13 protein-coding genes are annotated in these 18,132 nt (G+C 72.6%); 10 read left to right on the top strand and 3 right to left on the bottom strand.

Annotated elements, in window-relative coordinates:
• Window position 1 precedes the first annotated feature (1 nt).
• The gene (locus tag DSM112329_RS26865; protein WP_354699651.1) at window positions 2-1,204 is read right to left on the bottom strand and encodes an acyl-CoA dehydrogenase family protein; all 1,203 of its coding nucleotides are present in this window, start codon (window positions 1,202-1,204) and stop codon (window positions 2-4) included.
• Window positions 1,205-1,310: 106 nt separating this feature from the next.
• On the opposite strand from DSM112329_RS26865, the gene DSM112329_RS26860 reads away from it, so the two are divergent.
• Window positions 1,311-3,437 carry a tyrosinase family protein gene (locus DSM112329_RS26860; protein WP_354699650.1) on the top strand — a complete coding sequence of 709 codons (2,127 nt, stop codon included), beginning with the start codon at window positions 1,311-1,313 and terminating at the stop codon, window positions 3,435-3,437.
• Between the two features lie 50 nt (window positions 3,438-3,487).
• Here the strand turns inward: DSM112329_RS26860 and DSM112329_RS26855 are convergent, their stop codons facing one another.
• Window positions 3,488-5,281, bottom strand: coding sequence for a GAF domain-containing protein (locus tag DSM112329_RS26855; RefSeq protein ID WP_354699649.1), 1,794 nt, complete (start codon window positions 5,279-5,281; stop codon window positions 3,488-3,490).
• Window positions 5,282-5,425: 144 nt separating this feature from the next.
• Here DSM112329_RS26855 and DSM112329_RS26850 point away from each other — a divergent pair, with 144 nt between their 5' ends.
• The 9 genes from DSM112329_RS26850 to DSM112329_RS26810 are packed head-to-tail and all read left to right on the top strand — an operon-like array spanning window position 5,426 to window position 16,860.
• The gene (locus DSM112329_RS26850; protein WP_354699648.1) at window positions 5,426-6,991 is read left to right on the top strand and encodes an AMP-binding protein; all 1,566 of its coding nucleotides are present in this window, start codon (window positions 5,426-5,428) and stop codon (window positions 6,989-6,991) included.
• A gap of 13 nt (window positions 6,992-7,004) precedes the next feature.
• Window positions 7,005-8,885, top strand: a complete 1,881-nt coding sequence (locus DSM112329_RS26845; RefSeq protein ID WP_354699647.1) for a hydantoinase/oxoprolinase family protein — start codon at window positions 7,005-7,007, stop codon at window positions 8,883-8,885.
• Window positions 8,886-8,888: 3 nt separating this feature from the next.
• Window positions 8,889-9,263 (top strand): acetone carboxylase subunit gamma, encoded by a 375-nt coding sequence (locus tag DSM112329_RS26840; protein ID WP_354699646.1) that lies wholly within the window; start codon window positions 8,889-8,891, stop codon window positions 9,261-9,263.
• The gene (locus DSM112329_RS26835; RefSeq protein ID WP_354699645.1) at window positions 9,260-11,452 is read left to right on the top strand and encodes a hydantoinase/oxoprolinase family protein; all 2,193 of its coding nucleotides are present in this window, start codon (window positions 9,260-9,262) and stop codon (window positions 11,450-11,452) included. Before DSM112329_RS26840 ends, DSM112329_RS26835 begins: the two co-directional genes overlap by 4 nt.
• A gap of 11 nt (window positions 11,453-11,463) precedes the next feature.
• The gene (locus DSM112329_RS26830) at window positions 11,464-13,680 is read left to right on the top strand and encodes a hydantoinase B/oxoprolinase family protein (protein WP_354699644.1); all 2,217 of its coding nucleotides are present in this window, start codon (window positions 11,464-11,466) and stop codon (window positions 13,678-13,680) included.
• A gap of 13 nt (window positions 13,681-13,693) precedes the next feature.
• Window positions 13,694-14,518, top strand: a complete 825-nt coding sequence (locus DSM112329_RS26825) for a hypothetical protein (RefSeq protein WP_354699643.1) — start codon at window positions 13,694-13,696, stop codon at window positions 14,516-14,518.
• Complete coding sequence (locus DSM112329_RS26820) at window positions 14,515-14,904, top strand: OB-fold domain-containing protein (RefSeq protein ID WP_354699642.1); 390 nt, start codon at window positions 14,515-14,517, stop codon at window positions 14,902-14,904. Before DSM112329_RS26825 ends, DSM112329_RS26820 begins: the two co-directional genes overlap by 4 nt.
• Window positions 14,901-16,076: a beta-ketoacyl synthase N-terminal-like domain-containing protein gene (locus tag DSM112329_RS26815; RefSeq protein WP_354699641.1), complete on the top strand. Its 1,176-nt coding sequence runs from the start codon at window positions 14,901-14,903 to the stop codon at window positions 16,074-16,076. The genes DSM112329_RS26820 and DSM112329_RS26815 overlap by 4 nt, the downstream gene beginning before the upstream one ends.
• Window positions 16,077-16,107: 31 nt before the next feature.
• Window positions 16,108-16,860, top strand: a complete 753-nt coding sequence (locus DSM112329_RS26810; protein ID WP_354699640.1) for a glucose 1-dehydrogenase — start codon at window positions 16,108-16,110, stop codon at window positions 16,858-16,860.
• Window positions 16,861-16,908: 48 nt separating this feature from the next.
• Here the strand turns inward: DSM112329_RS26810 and DSM112329_RS26805 are convergent, their stop codons facing one another.
• Window positions 16,909-18,132 (bottom strand): helix-turn-helix domain-containing protein, encoded by a 1,224-nt coding sequence (locus DSM112329_RS26805; RefSeq protein ID WP_354699639.1) that lies wholly within the window; start codon window positions 18,130-18,132, stop codon window positions 16,909-16,911.

Raw genomic sequence — 18,132 nt, 5'->3', positions numbered from 1 at the left:
GCTACGTGAAGGCGCCGACGCCGGTGATGTCACGGCCGACGATCAGCGTCTGCATCGTCTCGGTGCCCTCGTAGGTATGCAGCATCTCGATGTCGCCCATGTGCCGGATCACGTGGTTCTCGAGCAGGATCCCGTTGCCCCCGAGGATGTCGCGGGCCTCGGCGATCACGACGCGGGCGCGGCGCGTGTTGTTGAGCTTCGCCAGCCCGGAGACGGTGTCGGTGAGCCGTCCCGCGGACTGCAGGCGCGCGAGCTGCATGCAGTAGAGCTGCATGCCGGTGACGTCGGCCAGCATCTTGACGAGGCGGTCCTGGATGATCTGGAAGCTGCAGAGCGGGCGGCCGAACTGCTCGCGCTGCTTGGTGTACGCGAGCGCCGTGTCGTAGGCGGCGACGGCGTGGCCGAGGGCGCCCCAGGCAATGGTCCCGCGCGTGGCGGTCAGCACGTTGGCGGTGTCCGCGAAGGTCCGGGCGCCGGGCAGGCGCTCGCTCTCGGGAACGACCACGTCGGTCAGGGTGATGTCGGCCTGCCAGATCGCCCGTGCGGCGCCCTTGCCCTCGATCACCGACGCGTCGTAGCCGTCGGTCTTCGTGTCGACGAGGAAGCCCTTGACCTCGCCATCGCCCTCGTCACGGGCCCAGACGACGGTGACGTCCGCGATCGTGCCGTTGCCGATCCACCGCTTGGTGCCGTTGAGGATCCACGTGTCGCCGCTGCGTCGGGCGGACGCCTCGAGCGCGACCGAGTCCGAGCCGTGGGTGGGCTCCGTCAGCGCGAAGGCGCCGATGGTCTCGAGGCGGGCCATCGACGGCAGCCAGCGCTCCTGCTGCGCCTCGGACCCCAGGAGCGCGATGGTCTTCATGGCCAGGCCGGCCTGGACGCCGAGGAACGTGCCCAGGCTCCCGTCGCCGCGGTGCAGCTCCATATGGACGAGGCCGCACGCGAGCGGGCTCATGCCCGGGCAGCCGTGGCCCTCGATGTCCTCGCCGACGATGCCGAGCTCGGCGAGCCGCGGCAGCAGCGCGAACGGGAACTCGGCCCGCTCCCAGTAGCCGTTGATGACGGGGAGGACCTCCTCGTCGACGAAGCGGCGGGTCGCGATGAACCGGTCCCACTCCGCGTCGTCGAACTCCTCGCGGACCATGAAGTAGTCGGTGGCGAGCGCCTCACCGAGATGGTCGTAGGGCATCGGGTCCGAGCTCATGTCCGGTCGATCGTAACCCGGTGCAGGGCGTCGGCCGCGCGGCCACACGCTAAAGATCACCAGAACAGGTGATGCTCGTCGCCCGGCCGCGGCCCAGGATGGGTGGGTGACCGACTCTGGGGGCGGCGCCGGCAGGCGCAGGACGGGACGACTGGGGGCCGCACTCGTCGTGCTGGCCGCGCTCGGGGGGAGCGCGGCCGCACCGGCGAACGCCGCCACCTGCCCCACGCAGCTGCGGAAGGAGATCCGCACGCTGTCGGCGGACGAGCTGAGCCGCTACGCCGCCGCCGTGAAGACGCTGACGACCGGGCCGGCGCCGACCGCCTACGACAAGCTCGTCAAGATCCACCTGGACTCGGCGCGCAACATCCACTTCTACGCGGAGTTCCTCCCCTGGCACCGGCGCTTCATCCGCAACTTCGAGAAGGCGCTGCAGCTCGTCGATCCATCGGTCACTGTGCCCTATTGGGACGCCGGCCTCGACGCGAGCAAAGCGGCGTCGGCCCCGGTCTTCGGTGCGGGGGCGTTCGGTGGTGACGGGGTGGTCAAGACCGGGCTGCTGCCGGGTCTCAAGCCGCGATACCCCGCTGCCCACGCGCTGACGCGTGACTTCTCCTTCGCGCCGCCGACCTTCCGGACGTCCGCGCAGATGGTGCAGCTGCTGGCCGGCGCCAAGACCTACGACGCGGTCCGGAGCGCGATCGAGACCACCCAGCACGGGCTCGTGCACATGGCGGTCGGGGGTGACCTGGCGCAGAACTCCTCGCCCAACGACCCGCTCTTCTGGCTGCTGCACTCCTACATCGACAAGCTCTGGGCCGACTGGCAGCAGAAGAACCCGACGCTGGCGGCCACCTACGCCGGGCGAAACGCCAACGGGACGATGGCCAAGCCGGCCGACCGGCTGACGACGCTCAACGTGGCGGCGAGCTCGGTCTTCGACACGCGGAACATGTGTTACGTCTACCAGCCGGTCGGGGCGGCGCCGGCGCCGGCGGCGACCACAACGCCGCCGCCGGCCACGGGCACGACGTCCACGACCACGACCACGACCACGACCACGACGCCGACCACCGCGACCACGCCGACCACGACCGGCACGACGACCGCGACCACCCCGACGACGGCCACCGGCACCACCGCTGCGACGACGCCGACCACCACCACGTCCGCTCGGATCAGCGGGCTCCGCGCACGGCTCCGCCAGGCTGCGGCGCCCCAGCTGATCCCGACGAGCATCGCGCTCGCGGCCGACCGCTCGGCCGTCACCCCCGGCGCGACGGTGACGCTGACGGCGACCGTCGGGACGAGCGACGGCGCAGGCGCGGTCCGCTTCGCGATCGACGGCGTCCCGGCAGACGGCTGCGCTGCCGTCCCGCTGCAGTTCACGGGCGTGACCTGGCAGGCGACCTGCCGGGCGACCCCCGCCGGCAGCGGGATCGGCCAGGTGAGCGCCGACTTCCTCGGCGCGGGCGCATTCGCGCCGAGCCGGACGGAGCTGTCCGGCGGCCTCACCGTCGGCGCCGACGTCGCCACGATCCGGTTCACCCCGCCGCCGGACACCACGTACGGCACGCCGATCAACCCGGGTGACCTGGACGCGACCGCCTCACGGCCCGGATCCACGACCTACACGTTCGAGAACGTGGGCGTCCCCGGGCTGCTCGAGGTCGCGAAGCCCGACCTGGTGCTCGACGCCGGCCAGTACAACCTCGTCGCGCGCTTCGTCCCTGCTGACGGCTCGCCGGCACAGGAGGCGACCGTCGCCACGCGCGTGCACCCCGCGACGCTGACGATCCGCCCGGAGAGCAAGGACATGGTCACGGGGGACCTGATCCCGCAGCTGACCTGGATCGCCTCGGGCTTCCTCGACGGCGACACGCCGACCGTCCTGCTGCAGCAGCCCACCTGCCAGGTGCAGGACGCCCCGGTCGACGACCCCGATGCACGCCTCGCCGTCGGGACGCACACCATCCGCTGCGCGGGCGGCCTCGCCGCGAACTACGAGATCAGCTACCCCACGACGGCGAAGGTCACCGTCAGGCGGCGTCCGTGCAGCCCCGGTGCCGTATGCGCGACCGACGCCCCACCCTCGCCGGCGCAGCGCGAGGCGAACGAGGAGTTCTCGTTCGTCTGCCGGCCGCCGCTGCCGATCACGCGCCGGCAGAAGCTGGAACCGACCGAGAACACCGGCGGGGAGACGGTCGATGTCTGGCGGGGGCGCGTGACATAGGACCGCAGCGGCCTGTTCGGGTGCGGCGCTTGGGGAGCCACGGTCGTCGCCTACGAGTCGGCGCCTCCTGACTGGGGCCGGAGGCCTGCACGCGCCGGCGTCGCGCTCGCCCGCTGATCGCGCGGGGCAGCGACCGCCAGCAGGTCCTGGACCTTGAACGCCAGCGCCAGCCGGAAGGCGAGCTCGGGATCCGCCGGGTGGGTCCCGAGCAGCTGCTCGATCTTGCGGACCCGGTACTTGAGCGTGCTCACGGCGACGTAGCACTGCTCGGCGGCCCGGCCGTAGTGCGCGCCGCACTCGACGAAGGCGCGCGCGGTCTCCAGCAGCGGCGTGCGGTGCTGCGCGTCGTGCGCGATCAGGGCGGCGAGCGGCTCGCGCGCGATGTCGGCTGCGTTGCGCAGGTCCGGGGCATCGAGCAGGAAGCGCAGGGAGCCGAGCGTGTCGTACTCGACGATCGCGGCGGACGGGTGCGCGTCGCGCGCGAGGTTGAGGCACGTGACGGCCCCGCGGCAGGTCTGCGCGAAGTCGCTCGTGCACGGGCCGACGCCGACGTAGAGCTCGCCGATGGTCGACCGGGCCGCGTCCTGGATGGCGCGGGCGATCGCCGCGGCGTCGCCGGTGAGTGCGGGGGGCAGCGCGAGCAGGACCTCGTGCCCGCGCTTGAGCCCCAGCGCGCGGCTGCCGGTTCCCGGGGCCCGCCGGGCGATCATGCCGCGGGCGATCTCCAGCAGCGTGGTGTGGCGCTCGCCGCGCGGGTCCGCCGGCGCGATCGCGAGCATCCGGTGCGCCGCGGTGACGTCGACCTGGAGGTGCTCGGCCCGGCGGGCAAGGGCCGCCGGTACCGGCCCGGCGCAGTCGAGCAGCTCCTCCAGCAGCTCGCCGCTCATGCGCCAGCCGACCTCCAGCGACGCGCGCTGTTTCAGCAGCTCGAGGGCCAGGAGCGTGATGCCCTGCTCGAGCGCCTTCAGCTGGAGGGGGTCCAGCGCGGAGGTGCCGACGACCTCGATCGTGCCCAGCCGCCGCGGGCCGGCGGCGATCGTCCGCACGACGGTCGGGACGGCTGCACCGATGGCGTCCCCGGTCGCCGCTGCGCCCGGTGGGATGCCAGGGGCGGGCGGGCCTTTCATCACGTGGATGACCCGCGGCTCGCAGATCTCCTGCTCGATCACGAGCGGCAACCCGATCAGCTCGGTCAGCACCCCCGCCAGCCCGACCAGCCCCGACTCGTCCAGGCTCGCCTGGTTCAGCCGGCGATGCACGCTGAACGCCTGCTCGAGCAGCTCGTTCTGGACCGTCAGGCGTCGGTACAGGCGCCGGCTCTCGATCGCGACCGACGCCTGCGCCGCGAGCGCTCCGAGCAGCCACGCGTCCTCGCCGGTGAACGCGGTCGCCCGGCGGTTGGCGACGTACAGCGTCCCCACCAGCTCCTCGTCGCTCAGCATCGGCGCGCAGATCAGCGCGACGGTGCCCTCCGCGAGCATCGCCTCGCGCACCGCGGGCGTGGTCGCGTGCTCGTGGTTCGCGTAGTCGTCCACGATGAGCGGCTGCTGCTGGGCGATGGCGCAGCCGCCGACCCCGATGCCCGACGGCAGCTCGACCTCGAGGAAGTCGTCGCTGCGGAACCCGCGGATGACCACCGGCCGCAGCACGCCGCGCTCGTTGTCGGCCAGGACGAGCCAGGCGAGGTCGGTGTCCAGGAGCTCCTGGGCCTGGGTAACGATCAGGTCGAGCGCCCGGTCGACGTCGGCGGACGCGCCGTGGAGCCGGTTGCCGATCTGGATGAGCGCCTCGTAGGCGCCCGTCCGGGCACGACCGGGAGCGGAGCCGAGGAGCGTCGCGTTCATGCCTGTCACTCCTACCGCGGACCGCGGGCCGAGCGACAGGGCGGAACCCGTCACCGGGATTGACGAATTCCGCACGTCGACTTCGCCGATCCCGGCGAAGTCCGGCGGCGGACCCCGGCGTACGGTCGGCGAGAGGTCATCTGCATGCGCGTCATCGACTACTTCGACAAGGGCGTCGCCCTCGCCCCCGAGCATCCGCTCCTCGTCACCGACGAGGTCACCGTTGGCTACGCGGAGGCGAGCGCGCACTCGTGGGCGGTCGCAGCCGGCCTGTACGCGCAGGGCTTCGCGCTCGGGGACACCGTCGGCGTCCTGGCCCCCAACGAGGCGTCGGGCTTCCTCGCGATGCTCGGCGTCTGGCGCGCCGGTGGCGTCTGGGCCCCGCTGAACCATCTCAACGCGCTGAGCGCCAACACCGACTTCATGGCGGACGTCGGGTGCCGCTGGCTCTTCGTGCACGAGCGCTTCGCCGCCGACGTGGACGCGATCCGCGCGGCGGTCCCGACGCTGGCTGCCGTCATCAGCCTCGGGGACGCGTTCCCCGGCGCCGAGTCGCTCGCGGCGTTCCTCGCGGCCGGCATGGGCACCGCGGTCCCCGACTGGTCCGATCCGTTCGGCGCCCCCGACGCGCGCTGCGTCGCCTGGCCGACCGGCGGCACCACCGGGCGGTCGAAGGCCGTGACCTGGACGAACCAGGTCTGGGCGACGCTGAACGAGCTGACGACGCGTCACTGGCCCACCGTCGACGCCCCCGTCAACCTCATGGTCGCGCCGATCACCCACGCCGCCGGCGTCATGGGCGTCATCTTCGGCTCGCTCGGCGCGACCGTCGTCATCCGCCCGGGCTTCGACGCGAACGACGTCCTGGACCAGATCGAGCGCCACCGCGTCACGCACATGTTCCTGCCGCCGACGGCGTACTACGCGCTGCTGGCCGCGCAGCAGGAGCGGCCGCGGGACATGTCGAGCCTCGCGATGCTGCTGATCGCGGCGGCTCCCGTCTCGCCGGACAAGCTCGGGCAGGGCGTCGCCGTCTTCGGGCCGTGCATCGCCCAGTGCTGGGGTCAGGGCGAGTCGCCGTTCCTGCTGACCTACCTGTCGCCGGAGGAGGTCGCAGCGGCCGTGGCCGCCGGCGACCGCGACCGACTGGCCAGCTGCGGCCGCGCGACGTTCTCGGTGCAGGTCGCCGTCATGGACGACGACGGCGAGCTGCTCGCGCCCGGCCGGCGCGGCGAGCTGGTGGCCCGGGGTCGCCTCGTCGCGCCCGGGTACCTGGGCCTGCCGGCCGAGACGGCCGAGATGCACGCCGGCGGCTGGCACCACACGGGCGACGTCGGCCAGATCGACGCGGATGGCTACGTCGCGATCGTCGACCGCAAGAAGGACATGGTCATCAGCGGCGGCTTCAACGTCTACCCGGCCGAGGTCGAGGCCGCGATCCTCGCGCTCGACGACGTGCGCGAGTGCGCGGTCATCGGCGTCCCCGACGAGAAATGGGGCGAGGTCGTGATGGCCGTGATCGTGCCGACCGACGCGACGTGGGCCGACGACGGTCACGTCATCGCGCACGCGAAGGCGGCACTGGGGTCCGTGAAGGCCCCGAAGCAGGTGCGGTTCGTGGCGGAGATCCCGCGGACGGCCGTCGGCAAGACCGACAAGAAGGCGCTCCGCGCCGAGTACTGGAGCGGCCTTCAGCGGGCCGTCAACTAAAGGGAGGTCACGAGTGTCCACCACAGCCGACCGCATCACCATCGACATCGACACCGGCGGGACGTTCACCGACGGCGTCATCAGCACGGGCTCGGAGACCTGGCCCATCAAGGTCCTCACGACCCCGCACGACCTCACGATCGCGCTCCGCGAGCTGATCGAGGAGGCGGCCGTCCGCCTGCAGATCGACGAGGCCGAGCTGCTGCACCGGGTCGAGTCGATCCGCTACTCGACGACGCTCGGGACCAACACCATCATCGAGCGCTCGGGCCCGCGGCTCGGCCTGCTGATCGCGGAGGACGCCCTGCCGACCGTGGCCGCGGCGCCGGCCGGGTCGCTCGTGGCCGACCTGCTCGAGCCGCTGGACTGGAACGTGCGCACGGTCGCCCTCAGCGGCGACGACGAGCAGGACGCCGAGCCCGTGCTGCGCGCCGTCGAGGAGCTGCTCGAGGGCGGCGCCGAGCGGCTCGTCGTCGTGCTCGGGGAGGACGGCGCCGAGGACCAGGTGCGCCGCATCGTCTTCAGCGAGTACCCGCGCCACATCCTGGGCGCGCTGCCCGTGCTCTTCTCCGGCGAGCTCGCCGACGACGTCGACCTCGGCCGCAGGATCGCGACCTCGCTGCTCAACGCCTACCTGCACCCGCAGCTGGAGACGTTCCTCTACGAGGCCGAGTCGGTCCTGCGCTCGCGCGGGCTGCACCGGCCGCTGTTCGTGTTCTGCAACGACGGGACGACGAACCGCGTCGCAAAGGTCACCGCGCTGAAGACGCACAACTCCGGCCCCGCCGGCGGCGTCGAGGCGGGAGCGGCGTTCGCCCGGCACTACGACGTCGCGCAGCTGGCCACGATCGACATCGGCGGCACCAGCACGGACGTCGCGTTCCTCACGGACGGGCACATCGAGGAGCGTCCCCGCGGGACGATCGAGGCGACCGAGTTCTCCCTGCCGATGCGCCGGATCGACGCGCTCGGGGGCGGCGGCGGGACGATCGCCGAGGTCACCGAGGATGGCTCGCTGCAGCTCGGGCCCCGCAGCGCCGGCGCGGCGCCCGGCCCCGCGTGCTTCGGCTTCGGCGGTACGGAGGCGACGGTCACCGACGCCAACCTCACCCTGGGGATCTTCGACGTCGCGCAGCGCTTCGCCGGCCGCGTGGCCCTCGACCCGCAGCGCGCGCGGCGGGCCGTCGACGAGCACGTCGCGGGCCCGCTCGGCGTGTCCGTCGAACAGGGCGCGCACCGCGTCCGGGAGGCGCTCGAGCACCGCATCGGCGCACACCTGAAGGCGGGTATCGCCGAACGCTCCGGCAGCGACTGCCTGCTCGTCGCCTTCGGCGGCGGCGGTGCGGTCCACGCCGCGCGGATCGCGGAGCACGCGGGCATCGACCGCGTGCTCGTCCCCGGCCTGGCCAGCGTCTGCAGCGCATTCGGCATCGGCTTCGCCGACGTCGAGCACCGCTACGGGCGGATCGTCGCCGCGGGCGACGACGCATCGGCGCAGGCCGCCGAGCGGGAGCTCACCGAACGCGCGCGGATCGACATGCGCGGGGAGGGCTTCTCCCTGGACGACGTCAGCTTCGCGACCACCCAGGCCGCAGCCGGCGGCGACGCGGTCGACGTGCGGGTCACGGCCAGCGCGGCGCTGCCCCACATCGCCTTCACGCAGGTCGACCGGCCGACCGACCCACCCGCGCCCGCGTCCCACCGCGACATCTGGTGGGACGGCGACGCCGCCACGTCGACGCCGATCTACGCCGCAGCCGACGTCGACGCCCGGCACGCGCGGATCGAGGGCCCGGCGGTCGTCGCCGGCGACATCGTGACCGTCTGCGTCCCGCCCGGCTGGACCCTGCAGCGCGACACCTACGACCAGCTGTTCCTGACCCGGGAGGGATGACCGATGGCCACGATCGAACGCATCACCGAGTACCTCGAGGTCGACCTCGACGCCGAGGCGTGGCGCTGCACGCGCTGCGGGCGGGAGCACGGCCCGGCCGGCGAGAGCTACAAGCGCGGGCTCGTCGTCCACCGCCGCGACCCCGCCGAGATCCACCGGCCGCTGATCGACCCGGACGCCTATGCGTTCACCTTCGCGCCGGACGCGGAGTGGTGCCAGCTCCTGGAGTACTACTGCCCCGGCTGCGCCGTCATGGTCGAGGTCGAGTACCTCCCGCCGGGCCACCCGATCACCCACGACATCGAGCTCGACCTGCAGTGGCTGAAGGACCGCGCCGCAGCACGGGCGGCCGGCACCGAGACGGAGGAGGCGGCATGAGGCGCATCAGCGTCGACATCGGCGGCACATTCACCGACTGCTTCCTGGTCTGGGACGACGCCCGCGTGGAGGCCAAGGCCCTCACCACCCACCACAACCTGTCCGAGGGCTTCCTGGCGGCGTTGAGCACCGCGGCCGCCGAGCTCGGGGAGGAGACGGACGACGTCCTGGCCGGCGTGGAGTCCGTCCGCTACGCGACGACCCTCGGCACCAACGCGCTGATCCAGCGATCCGGGCCGAAGCTCGGGCTGATCACCACCCTCGGCTACGAGCACACGATCACGCTCGGTCGCGGGCTGCAGTACGGGGACGGGCTCACCGACCTCGAGAAGTCCGACCTGCCCGGCGCCGACCGGCCGATCCCGCTGATCGATCCCGAGCACATCGTCGGGGTGCGCGAGCGCATCGACCATGCGGGCGAGGTCGTCGTCCCCGCCGACCGCGAGGACATCCGCGCCGCGGTGCAGCGCCTGGTCGAGCAGGGCGTCCGCGGGTTCGTCGTCGTCCTGCTGCACTCCGTCATGAACCCCGAGCACGAGGACCTCGTGGAGCAGGTCGTGCTCGAGGAGTACCCGGGCAGCTACCTCGGTGCGTTCCCGATCGTCTGCTCGCACGACGTGTCGCTGAAGAAGGGCGAGTACACGCGCTCGATGTCGGCGATCCTCGATGCCTACCTGCATCGCGAGATGCAGCACGGCCTGCGGTCGCTGGAGCGTGCGCTGCGCGAACGGGGCTATCGCAGGCCGATGCAGATCGTCCACAACTCGGGCGGCATGTCGCAGCTGAACCGCACGCACGCGCTGCAGACGATCCACGCCGGCCCGGTGGCGGGCCTGAACGCGGCCGAGCAGGTGTCCGACGAGCTCGACATCGACGAGCTGATCACGGTCGACATGGGCGGGACGTCGTTCGACATCGGCCTGGTCACCGGGGGCGGGATCCGGTTCTACGAGTTCGATCCGATCGTCGATCGGTGGCGGGTGCAGATCCCGATGGTGTCGATGGTCGCGCTCGGTGCGGGCGGCGGCTCGATCGCCCGCTACGACTCGACGCACGCCAGCATCGAGGTCGGGCCCGACAGCGCCGGGTCGGACCCGGGGCCGGCGTGCTTCGACATGGGTGGTCGCCTGCCGACGGTCACCGACGCGGACCTCGTCCTGGGCTACCTGGACCCGGACTACTACCACGGCGGGAAGCTGAAGCTGAACCGCCGGCGGGCCGAGCAGGCGTTCGCGAATCGACTGGGCAAGCCGCTGGGGATCAGCGGTCAGGAGGCCGCTGCGCAGGTCCGCAAGATCGTGGACAACAACATGGCGCAGGGGATCTTCAAGGAGGTCGCGCTGAAGGGCTACGACCCGCGGAAGTTCACGATCCTGGCCTACGGCGGCAACGGCCCGACGCACGCCTGCGGGTTCGCCGAGGACCTCGGGGTGCAGCGTGTCCTGGTCCCTCGCAACTCGGCGATCTTCTCGGCCGTCGGCGCGGGGAACATGGACCAGCTGCACATCCACGAGCGGTCGGTGTACCTGTCGCTGTACGAGGCGCTGAGCCAGTCGCTGTTCACCGACTACGAGGTGCTCAACGGGCACATCGACGAGCTGCGGGAGCGGGGTCGCAAGGACATCGTCCGCCAGGGCCACGCGCCGGAGAGCGTGCAGTTCCGCGTCGAGTTCGACATGCGCTACGGCGACCAGCTGCAGCTGACGTCGATGATCGTGCCGTTCGACCGCTTCACGTCCGCGCGGCAGGTACTGGACATGATCAAGCGCTACCACGCGTCCTACGGCGACCGGTTCGGCGAGGGGACGCAGACGCCGGAGACGGGGATCAAGGTCAACCAGATCCGCGTCGTCGCGTTCGTCCCGCTGGAGAAGGTCACGTTCCGCGGGGACGAGGGCGCCGCGGGGTCCTCGGTCGCGACCGCCGGGACCGGCGGGGACCAGCATGGCGGCGACGGCGGCACCGCCCTCGCCACCGCGCCGGCCCGGCTCGCCAAGGGCACCCGCCAGGCGTGGTTCGACGGCGCCTTCGCCGAGACGCAGGTCTACGACTACGACGCCCTCGGGCCGGACGACGTCATCGACGGCCCCGCCCTGGTCGAGGCCCCGCACACCACGTTCGTGGTCAACCCGGGCTGGCGCCTGAGCCAGCTGGACAGCTACTTCATCGAGATGCGCCGCACGGCGTAGGAGGAACACCCATGGCCATCGATTCAAGCCCAGACCTCACCGAGGCGGAGGACGCCGCCGCCCTCGACGCGGAGGTGCAGGAGTTCCTCCACAAGACCGTCCTGTTCCGCGGCCCCGACCGCGAGATCATGCGCAACCACAAGCCCGCCCCGCGCTCGCCGCTGGAGGAGGCGGCGATGGCGGTGGACACCGATGACCTGACGAAGACGATCATCCGCAACCGCCTGCAGACCTCGGCCAACGAGGCCAAGGACATGCTGATGCACATCGCCTCCGCGCCGTCGGCGAAGTGGGGCGACCTGATCTCCGGGATCTTCACCGCCCGCGGCGACCTGGCGATCGCGTCCTCCAGCGGGGTGCTGATCTTCTCGGTCCTCGCGGGCCCGCCGATCAAGTACATCCTCAAGCACTGGCAGGACGAGGAGACCGTCGGCATCAAGGACGGCGACATCTTCATGCACAACGACGCCCGCTTCGGGAACGTCCACAACACCGACCAGAGCTGCCTGATGCCCGTCTTCCACGAGGGCGAGCTGATCGCCTGGGTGGGGACGATCATCCACGAGGGCGAGAACGGGGCGACCGAGCCCGGCGGCATGCCGTCCGCCGCCGAGAGCCCCTACGACGAGGGCCTGAAGATCAGCCCGATGAAGATCGGCGAGAACTTCAAGCTGCGGGAGGACCTCGTCACCTTCTTCCAGAACTCCGTTCGCGACCCGAAGCTGCAGCTCGAGGACATGCGCTCGCGCCTGGCCGGCACCATGCGGCTGCGCACCCGGCTGCTGGAGGCGGTCGAGGAGTACGGGCGCGACGCCGTGATCGGGGTCGTGCGCGGGACCCTGGAATTCACCGGTGCGGAGGTCCGCCGCCGCCTGGCGGCGATGCCCGACGGCAAGCGCCGCGTGGTCCGCTTCTGCGACAACTCCCTCCGCGAGCCGCTGCTGCTGAAGATCAACTGCACGATCGAGATCCGCGGCGACGAGATGATCATCGACCTGCGCGGCTCCGGCCCGGAGCTGATGAACCGGGCGATCAACACCGTCCTGGCGTCGCTCAAGGGGATGATCGCCCAGGTCTTCCTGACCTTCGTCTGGCCCGACCTGCCGCGCAACCAGGCGGCCTTCGAGCCCGTCACCGTCCTCACCGACGAGGGGTCGGCGTTCGACTGCTCGGCCGAGGTCCCGAACGCCGTCTCGATGATGACGTTCTTCCCGAGCTTCTCCGCGGTCGAGCACTGCCTGCAGAAGTTCCTCTTCAACGACAAGCACTCGGGCAACCTCGCGAAGTCGACCGAGATCCACGCGTCCTGGTGGCCGATGATCAACGGCTTCCTGTTCGGCGGCTACACGCAGCACGGCTACTTCGTCGGCAACGTCATGACCGACATCAACGGCATGGGCGGCGGCGCCCGCTCGAACCGGGACGGGGAGCATGCGATCGCGCCGATCTTCTGCTCGATGTCCGACCTCGGCGAGAACGAGATGATCGAGGACGAGCTGCCGGTCCTGTGCCTCTCCAACCGGCGGGTCATGCGCGACAACCAGGGCTTCGGCCAGTTCCGCGGCGGCCACGGCCACCAGCAGGTCATGACCTACAAGAACTCGCCGCTGTGGGGCTGGATGACGATCGCGATCGGCTCCAAGTTCCCGCTCGCGCTCGGCCTCTTCGGCGGCTACGGCTCCCCGTGCCAGCCGCTGATGAAGGTCAAGGGCGTGAACACCCTGGAGGCGATGCGCGCCGACACGACGCTGCGCGTCGACGACCCCGTCGCGCTGATGAACGACCGCCCGTTCGCCGGCGCCGAGTACTCGACCGCCCACACCGGCATGCAGTTCGAGATCGCCGCCGAGGGCGAGATCTACGCGATGAGCCAGGGCGGCGGCGGCGGGTACGGCGACGTGCTGGACCGCGATCCCGCGTCGGTCGTCCGCGATCTGCGCCAGGACCTCATCTCGGCCTGGACCGCGCGGAACATCTACTTCGTCGCGGTCGACGAGGCGACCGGCAGCCACGACGCCGCCGAGACGGAGCGGCTGCGGACGGCCGAGCGGGCCGCCCGCCTGGCGCGCGCCGTGCCGTTCGCCGAGTTCGAAGCGGGCTGGACGACGGACCTGCCGCCCGCCGGGCTGCCGTACTACGGGTCGTGGGCGGACCGCACGGTCATCCACGCCGGCGGTCCCGACATCACGATGCCGGCGGACGCGCTCATGCCGGTGATGATGTTCTAGGCCGGCCCGGGTCGTGACGCTCTCCTACCTGCCCGCCGGCCGCCGCGGCTTCGTCCCGCGGCCGTGCGGCTTCGGCGCCCGGCTCCTGGGCCTCGATCCCGCTGCCGTGCGGACCGATCCCGCAGGCGGCATCCTTGCGACGCGGCAGGAGCGCGACCTGCTGCGGGGGGACCTGACGCTGGTCGGCGGCGACGGCACGCTGCTGCCCGAGGCGCTCGGGTGCGCGCTGGCGCAGACCGCGCAGGGCAGCTGGCGGGTGGCGGGCGCCGCCGATGTCGATCCCGACGAGTGGGACCTGCTGGAGCTCGGGGCGGCGGACGACCATCCGGCGCTCGCGGCTGCGCTCCAGGTCGTCGCCGCGCTGGCCCGCGAGGGTGCGGTCGGCGTCCTGCTGACGGGGCCGCTCACCCTCGCCGAGCACGTCGCCGGTCATGAGCGGCGCGCCGCTGCGGGCGAGGACGAGGACCTCGTCGACGCCTGCGGCCTGGTGGTCTGCGACGCGGCGAAGCTGATCCTGGAGGCGGGCGGGCACGTGGTCCTCGAGGAGCGACGCGCACCGACGGCCGACGAGCTCGGCCTCTGCTCGCCGCTGCTGAACCTGCTGGTGCACCACCGGCGGCCGGCGCTCGCGCTGGTCCACGCCGATGGTGCCGGGGCGTTCGCGGACGGCCATGCCGCGATCGGCGCCGCGGTCTCGGGCGCTGCCGTGCCGGAGTGGGGCGCACCCTGGAACGCGCCGGCGGAGGCGACCGTCCTGGCGCCGCGGATCGCGGCTGCGGCGTCGCCCGAACGCGTGCAGGAGCTCGTCCGAGCGCTGCCGGGCGCGGCGGCCGCATGACCGCCGCCGCGCACCCGCAGGCCACCTGGGTCCGCTGCACCGCCTGCGACGCGGGCTACTACCCCGCGCAGCGCAACTGCCCGGCGTGCTCCACCTGGGACGCGCTGCGCGTCGAGCCGCTGCCCCGCACCGGCCGCCTGTTCACCTGGACCGTGGTCCACGTCGGCGCGGCCGCCCCGCCGCTGCCCGTGCCGTACGCGCTGGGGTACGTCGACCTCGACGACGGTCCTCGCGTCCTGGCCCCGATCGTCGTGGACGGCGACCCGGACCGCGAGCTGCGGCACGGGCTGCCGCTCGTCCTGGTGGCGCACGACTCGGGCAGCGACCTGCCCTTCCACTGCGAGCCGGCCGGCATGGCCGGCGGAGCGGGCGAGGCCGGAAGATGAGCTCCACCACCCTGCGGACCGTCGCCGTGCGCGGCGTCGGCCTGACGACGTTCGGCCGCCTGCCCGGCGAGACCGACCGCTCGCTCGCCGAGGTCGCCGTCCACCGCGCGATCGCCGACGCCGCCATCGACCCGTCCGCGATCGAGGCGGCCTGGGTCGGCAACGTCACCGGCGGGCAGCTGGGCGGCCAGATGTGCGCCCTCGGGCAGCTGGCCCTGCGCCCGTTCGGCCTCGGCGGACTCCCGGTGACGCGCGTGGAGAACGCCTGCGCCAGCGGCTCGGTCGCCGTGCGCAGCGCCTACCTCGCCGTCGCGACCGGCCAGGTCGACGTCGCGATCGCGTTCGGCGCCGAGCACATGACGCGCGCGCCGACGCCGCTGACGATCGAGGTCCTCGCCGGGGCCAGCGACCTGCAGGCCGAGGCGCGGTTCGGCGTCACCTTCCCCGGCGTCTTCGGCATGATCGCCCGCCGCCACATGGACCGCTACGGGACGACCCCCGAGCAGCTCGCGGCGGTCACGGTCAAGAACCACCGCAACGGCGCGCTGAACCCGATCGCGCAGTTCGACCAGCCCGTGACCGTGGAGGACGTCCTCGCCGCCCGCCGGGTCGCCACGCCGCTCGGGCTGCTGGACTGCTGCGGCATCTCCGACGGTGCCGCAGCCGTGATCGTCGTCGCCGGCGACCTCGCCCGTCCCACCGACCCGCGGATCCTCGCGTCCGCCCAGACGTCGAGCGCGCACGAGCCGTTCGGGGACATGACGAGCTTCGCGCTGACGCGCCACGCGGCCGAGCGGGCTTACCTGCAGGCCGGGCTGGACGCGGACGCGGTGGACCTCGCGGAGGTCCACGACTGCTTCACGATCGCGGAGATCCTCCACACCGAGGACCTCGGCTTCTGCGCCCCGGGCGACGGCGGCGCCTACGTCGAGGACGGCCGCTCCGCCCTCGACGGCGATGTCGCGATCAACCCGTCCGGCGGGCTCGGCGCGCGCGGCCACCCCGTCGGCGCCACCGGCTGCGCGCAGATCGGCGAGGCGGTGCTGCAGCTGCGCGGCGACGCGGGCGAGCGCCAGGTGGCCGGCGCCCGCGTCGCGCTCACGCACACCCTGGGCGCGTTCGTCCACGGTGCCGCCGCCAGCTGCGCGGTCCACATCCTCGGCGCACCCTGACTCACCCCACCCCCACGACAGGAGAGGTCACATGGAAGAACTGGCAGGCCGCAAGGCACTGGTCACCGGAGGCGCCCGCGGCATCGGCCGCGCGATCGCCGAGCTGTTCATCGCCCGCGGTGCGAGCGTCGTCATCGCCGACATCAACGGCGAGGAGGCCGCCGCCACCGCGGAGGCGATCGGGGCGCACGCGGTCACCTGCGACGTCACCGACTCGGGGCAGGTGGCCGCCGCGGTCGCTGCCACCGTCGACACCCTCGGCGGGCTCGACGTCCTCGTCAACAACGCGGGGATCGAGATCGTCAAGCCGCTCCTGGAGCAGACCGAGGACGAGTTCCGCCGGCTGATGGACATCAACGTCACCGGGGTCTTCCTCGGGATGAAGCACGCGCTCGCGCCGCTGGCCGAGAGCAAGGGCACGATCGTCAACCTGGCGTCCGTCGCCGGCATCAACGGCAGCCCGCTGCTCGGGTCCTACTGCGCCTCCAAGGCGGGCGTCATCCAGCTGACCCGCGTCGCAGCGCTGGAGCTGCGCGACGCCGGCATCCGCGTGAACTGCGTGTGCCCGGCGTTCGTCGACACCGCGATGGTCGACCGCGCCGGCGTGGCCGTGGAGGCGGCGCTCGGCGCGTCGTTCGCCGACCTGGTGGCCGCGAAGCAGGGCCGGCTCGGCACGGTGGCCGAGGTCGCGGAGACCGCCGCGTTCCTCGCGTCCGACCGCGCCGGCTGGACCACCGGGTCGTCCTACGTCCTCGACGGCGGCATGACCGCCAGCCTGCTCTAGCAGGGCGATGCCCGGTGACAGGAACGGGGCCTGTTCGGCCCCGGCCTGTCACCCGAGGAGCCGGTGCAGCCGCAGCGCCACCGCCAGCTCCGTCCGGCGGGCGGGCAGGGTGACGTCGAGCAGCTCCTCGATCTGGCGCAGGCGGTTGCGGACCGTGTGCTCGTGCACGTCGAGCAGCGCGGCCGCACCCACGTGGCTCCCCGCCTCGAGCCACGCCTCGATCGTCTCCCGCAGCCTCACCCCGCGCTCGTCGGCCCCGGCCAGCGTCCCCAGCGTCAGCGCCACGAACGCCCGGCCCCGCTCCGGCTGCTCGAGCAGCAGCGCCTCGAGCTGGACGTCGGCGAACCAGGCGACCGGCGACCCGCCGGCCCCGAGCGCCTGACGCACCCGCAGCGCCTCGCGAGCCTGCGCGTACGACCCGCGCAGGCCGGGGACGCCGGCGGCGGGCTCGCCGACGCCGCCGGTGAGCCCGAACGCGTCGAGCTCACGCCGGAACTGGCGCAGCTGCGAGGCGGACGGCGGCTCGCGCCGGCCCAGCCACAGCGCCCAGCGGTTCACGCTCTCCGGATGCAGGAGCGCGTCGGATGCGCCGATCGCCTCGCGCAGGCGCTCGAGCGCGCCCTCGGCCACCGCGCGATCCTCGGAGTGCACGACGACCGCGCGGTGCGTCAGCGCGACGTCGTACCGGAGCACGGCCGATGCCTCGGCGGCGGCCGGCTCGCGGACGCTCTCCAGGAGCTCCCGCAGCAACCGGCTGCGCTCGTGGTCGCGGGCGCGGTCCACGGACCGGCGCTGCTCCTCGTAGCGCGCGAGCACCGTCGTGAGGATCGTGTCGATGTACTCGAACAGCGTGCGGCTCGGGCCGACGACCAGGTCCGTGAGCAGCTCGTGGTCGCCGGCCGCCTCGTGCCTGGCGGCTGCGACCCATTGCTCCCAGATCTCCCACTGGCCGATCCGGTAGCCGCGCTCGACCGAGGCCGTCGGCTCCCCGAGCTCCGCGAACACGTCCATCAACGCGATCGCGCCGAGCGGCTCGGCGCTCGTGACCCGCAGGCGTCCGGCGATCACGTCGAGGACCGCTTGGACGTTGTCGTGCACGCTCTGGCTGAGGACATGCAGGAACTCGCGGTCCCCGAGGCGGTCGGCGAAGACCTCCCGTGCGATGCGCTCCGTGACGCGCGGCGACATCGCCCGGACGTCGACGTCGTCGGCGAGCCGGCGGGCTGCCTCCGAGAGGTCCATCGACGCTTCCGCGCGGGAGGGCACGTCCAT

This window comes from Paraconexibacter sp. AEG42_29, from assembly GCF_040581415.1.
Taxonomy (GTDB): domain Bacteria; phylum Actinomycetota; class Thermoleophilia; order Solirubrobacterales; family Solirubrobacteraceae; genus Paraconexibacter.
The sequence above is the reverse complement of the archived record's forward strand: the minus strand, read 5'-3'. Positions and strand labels throughout refer to the sequence as shown.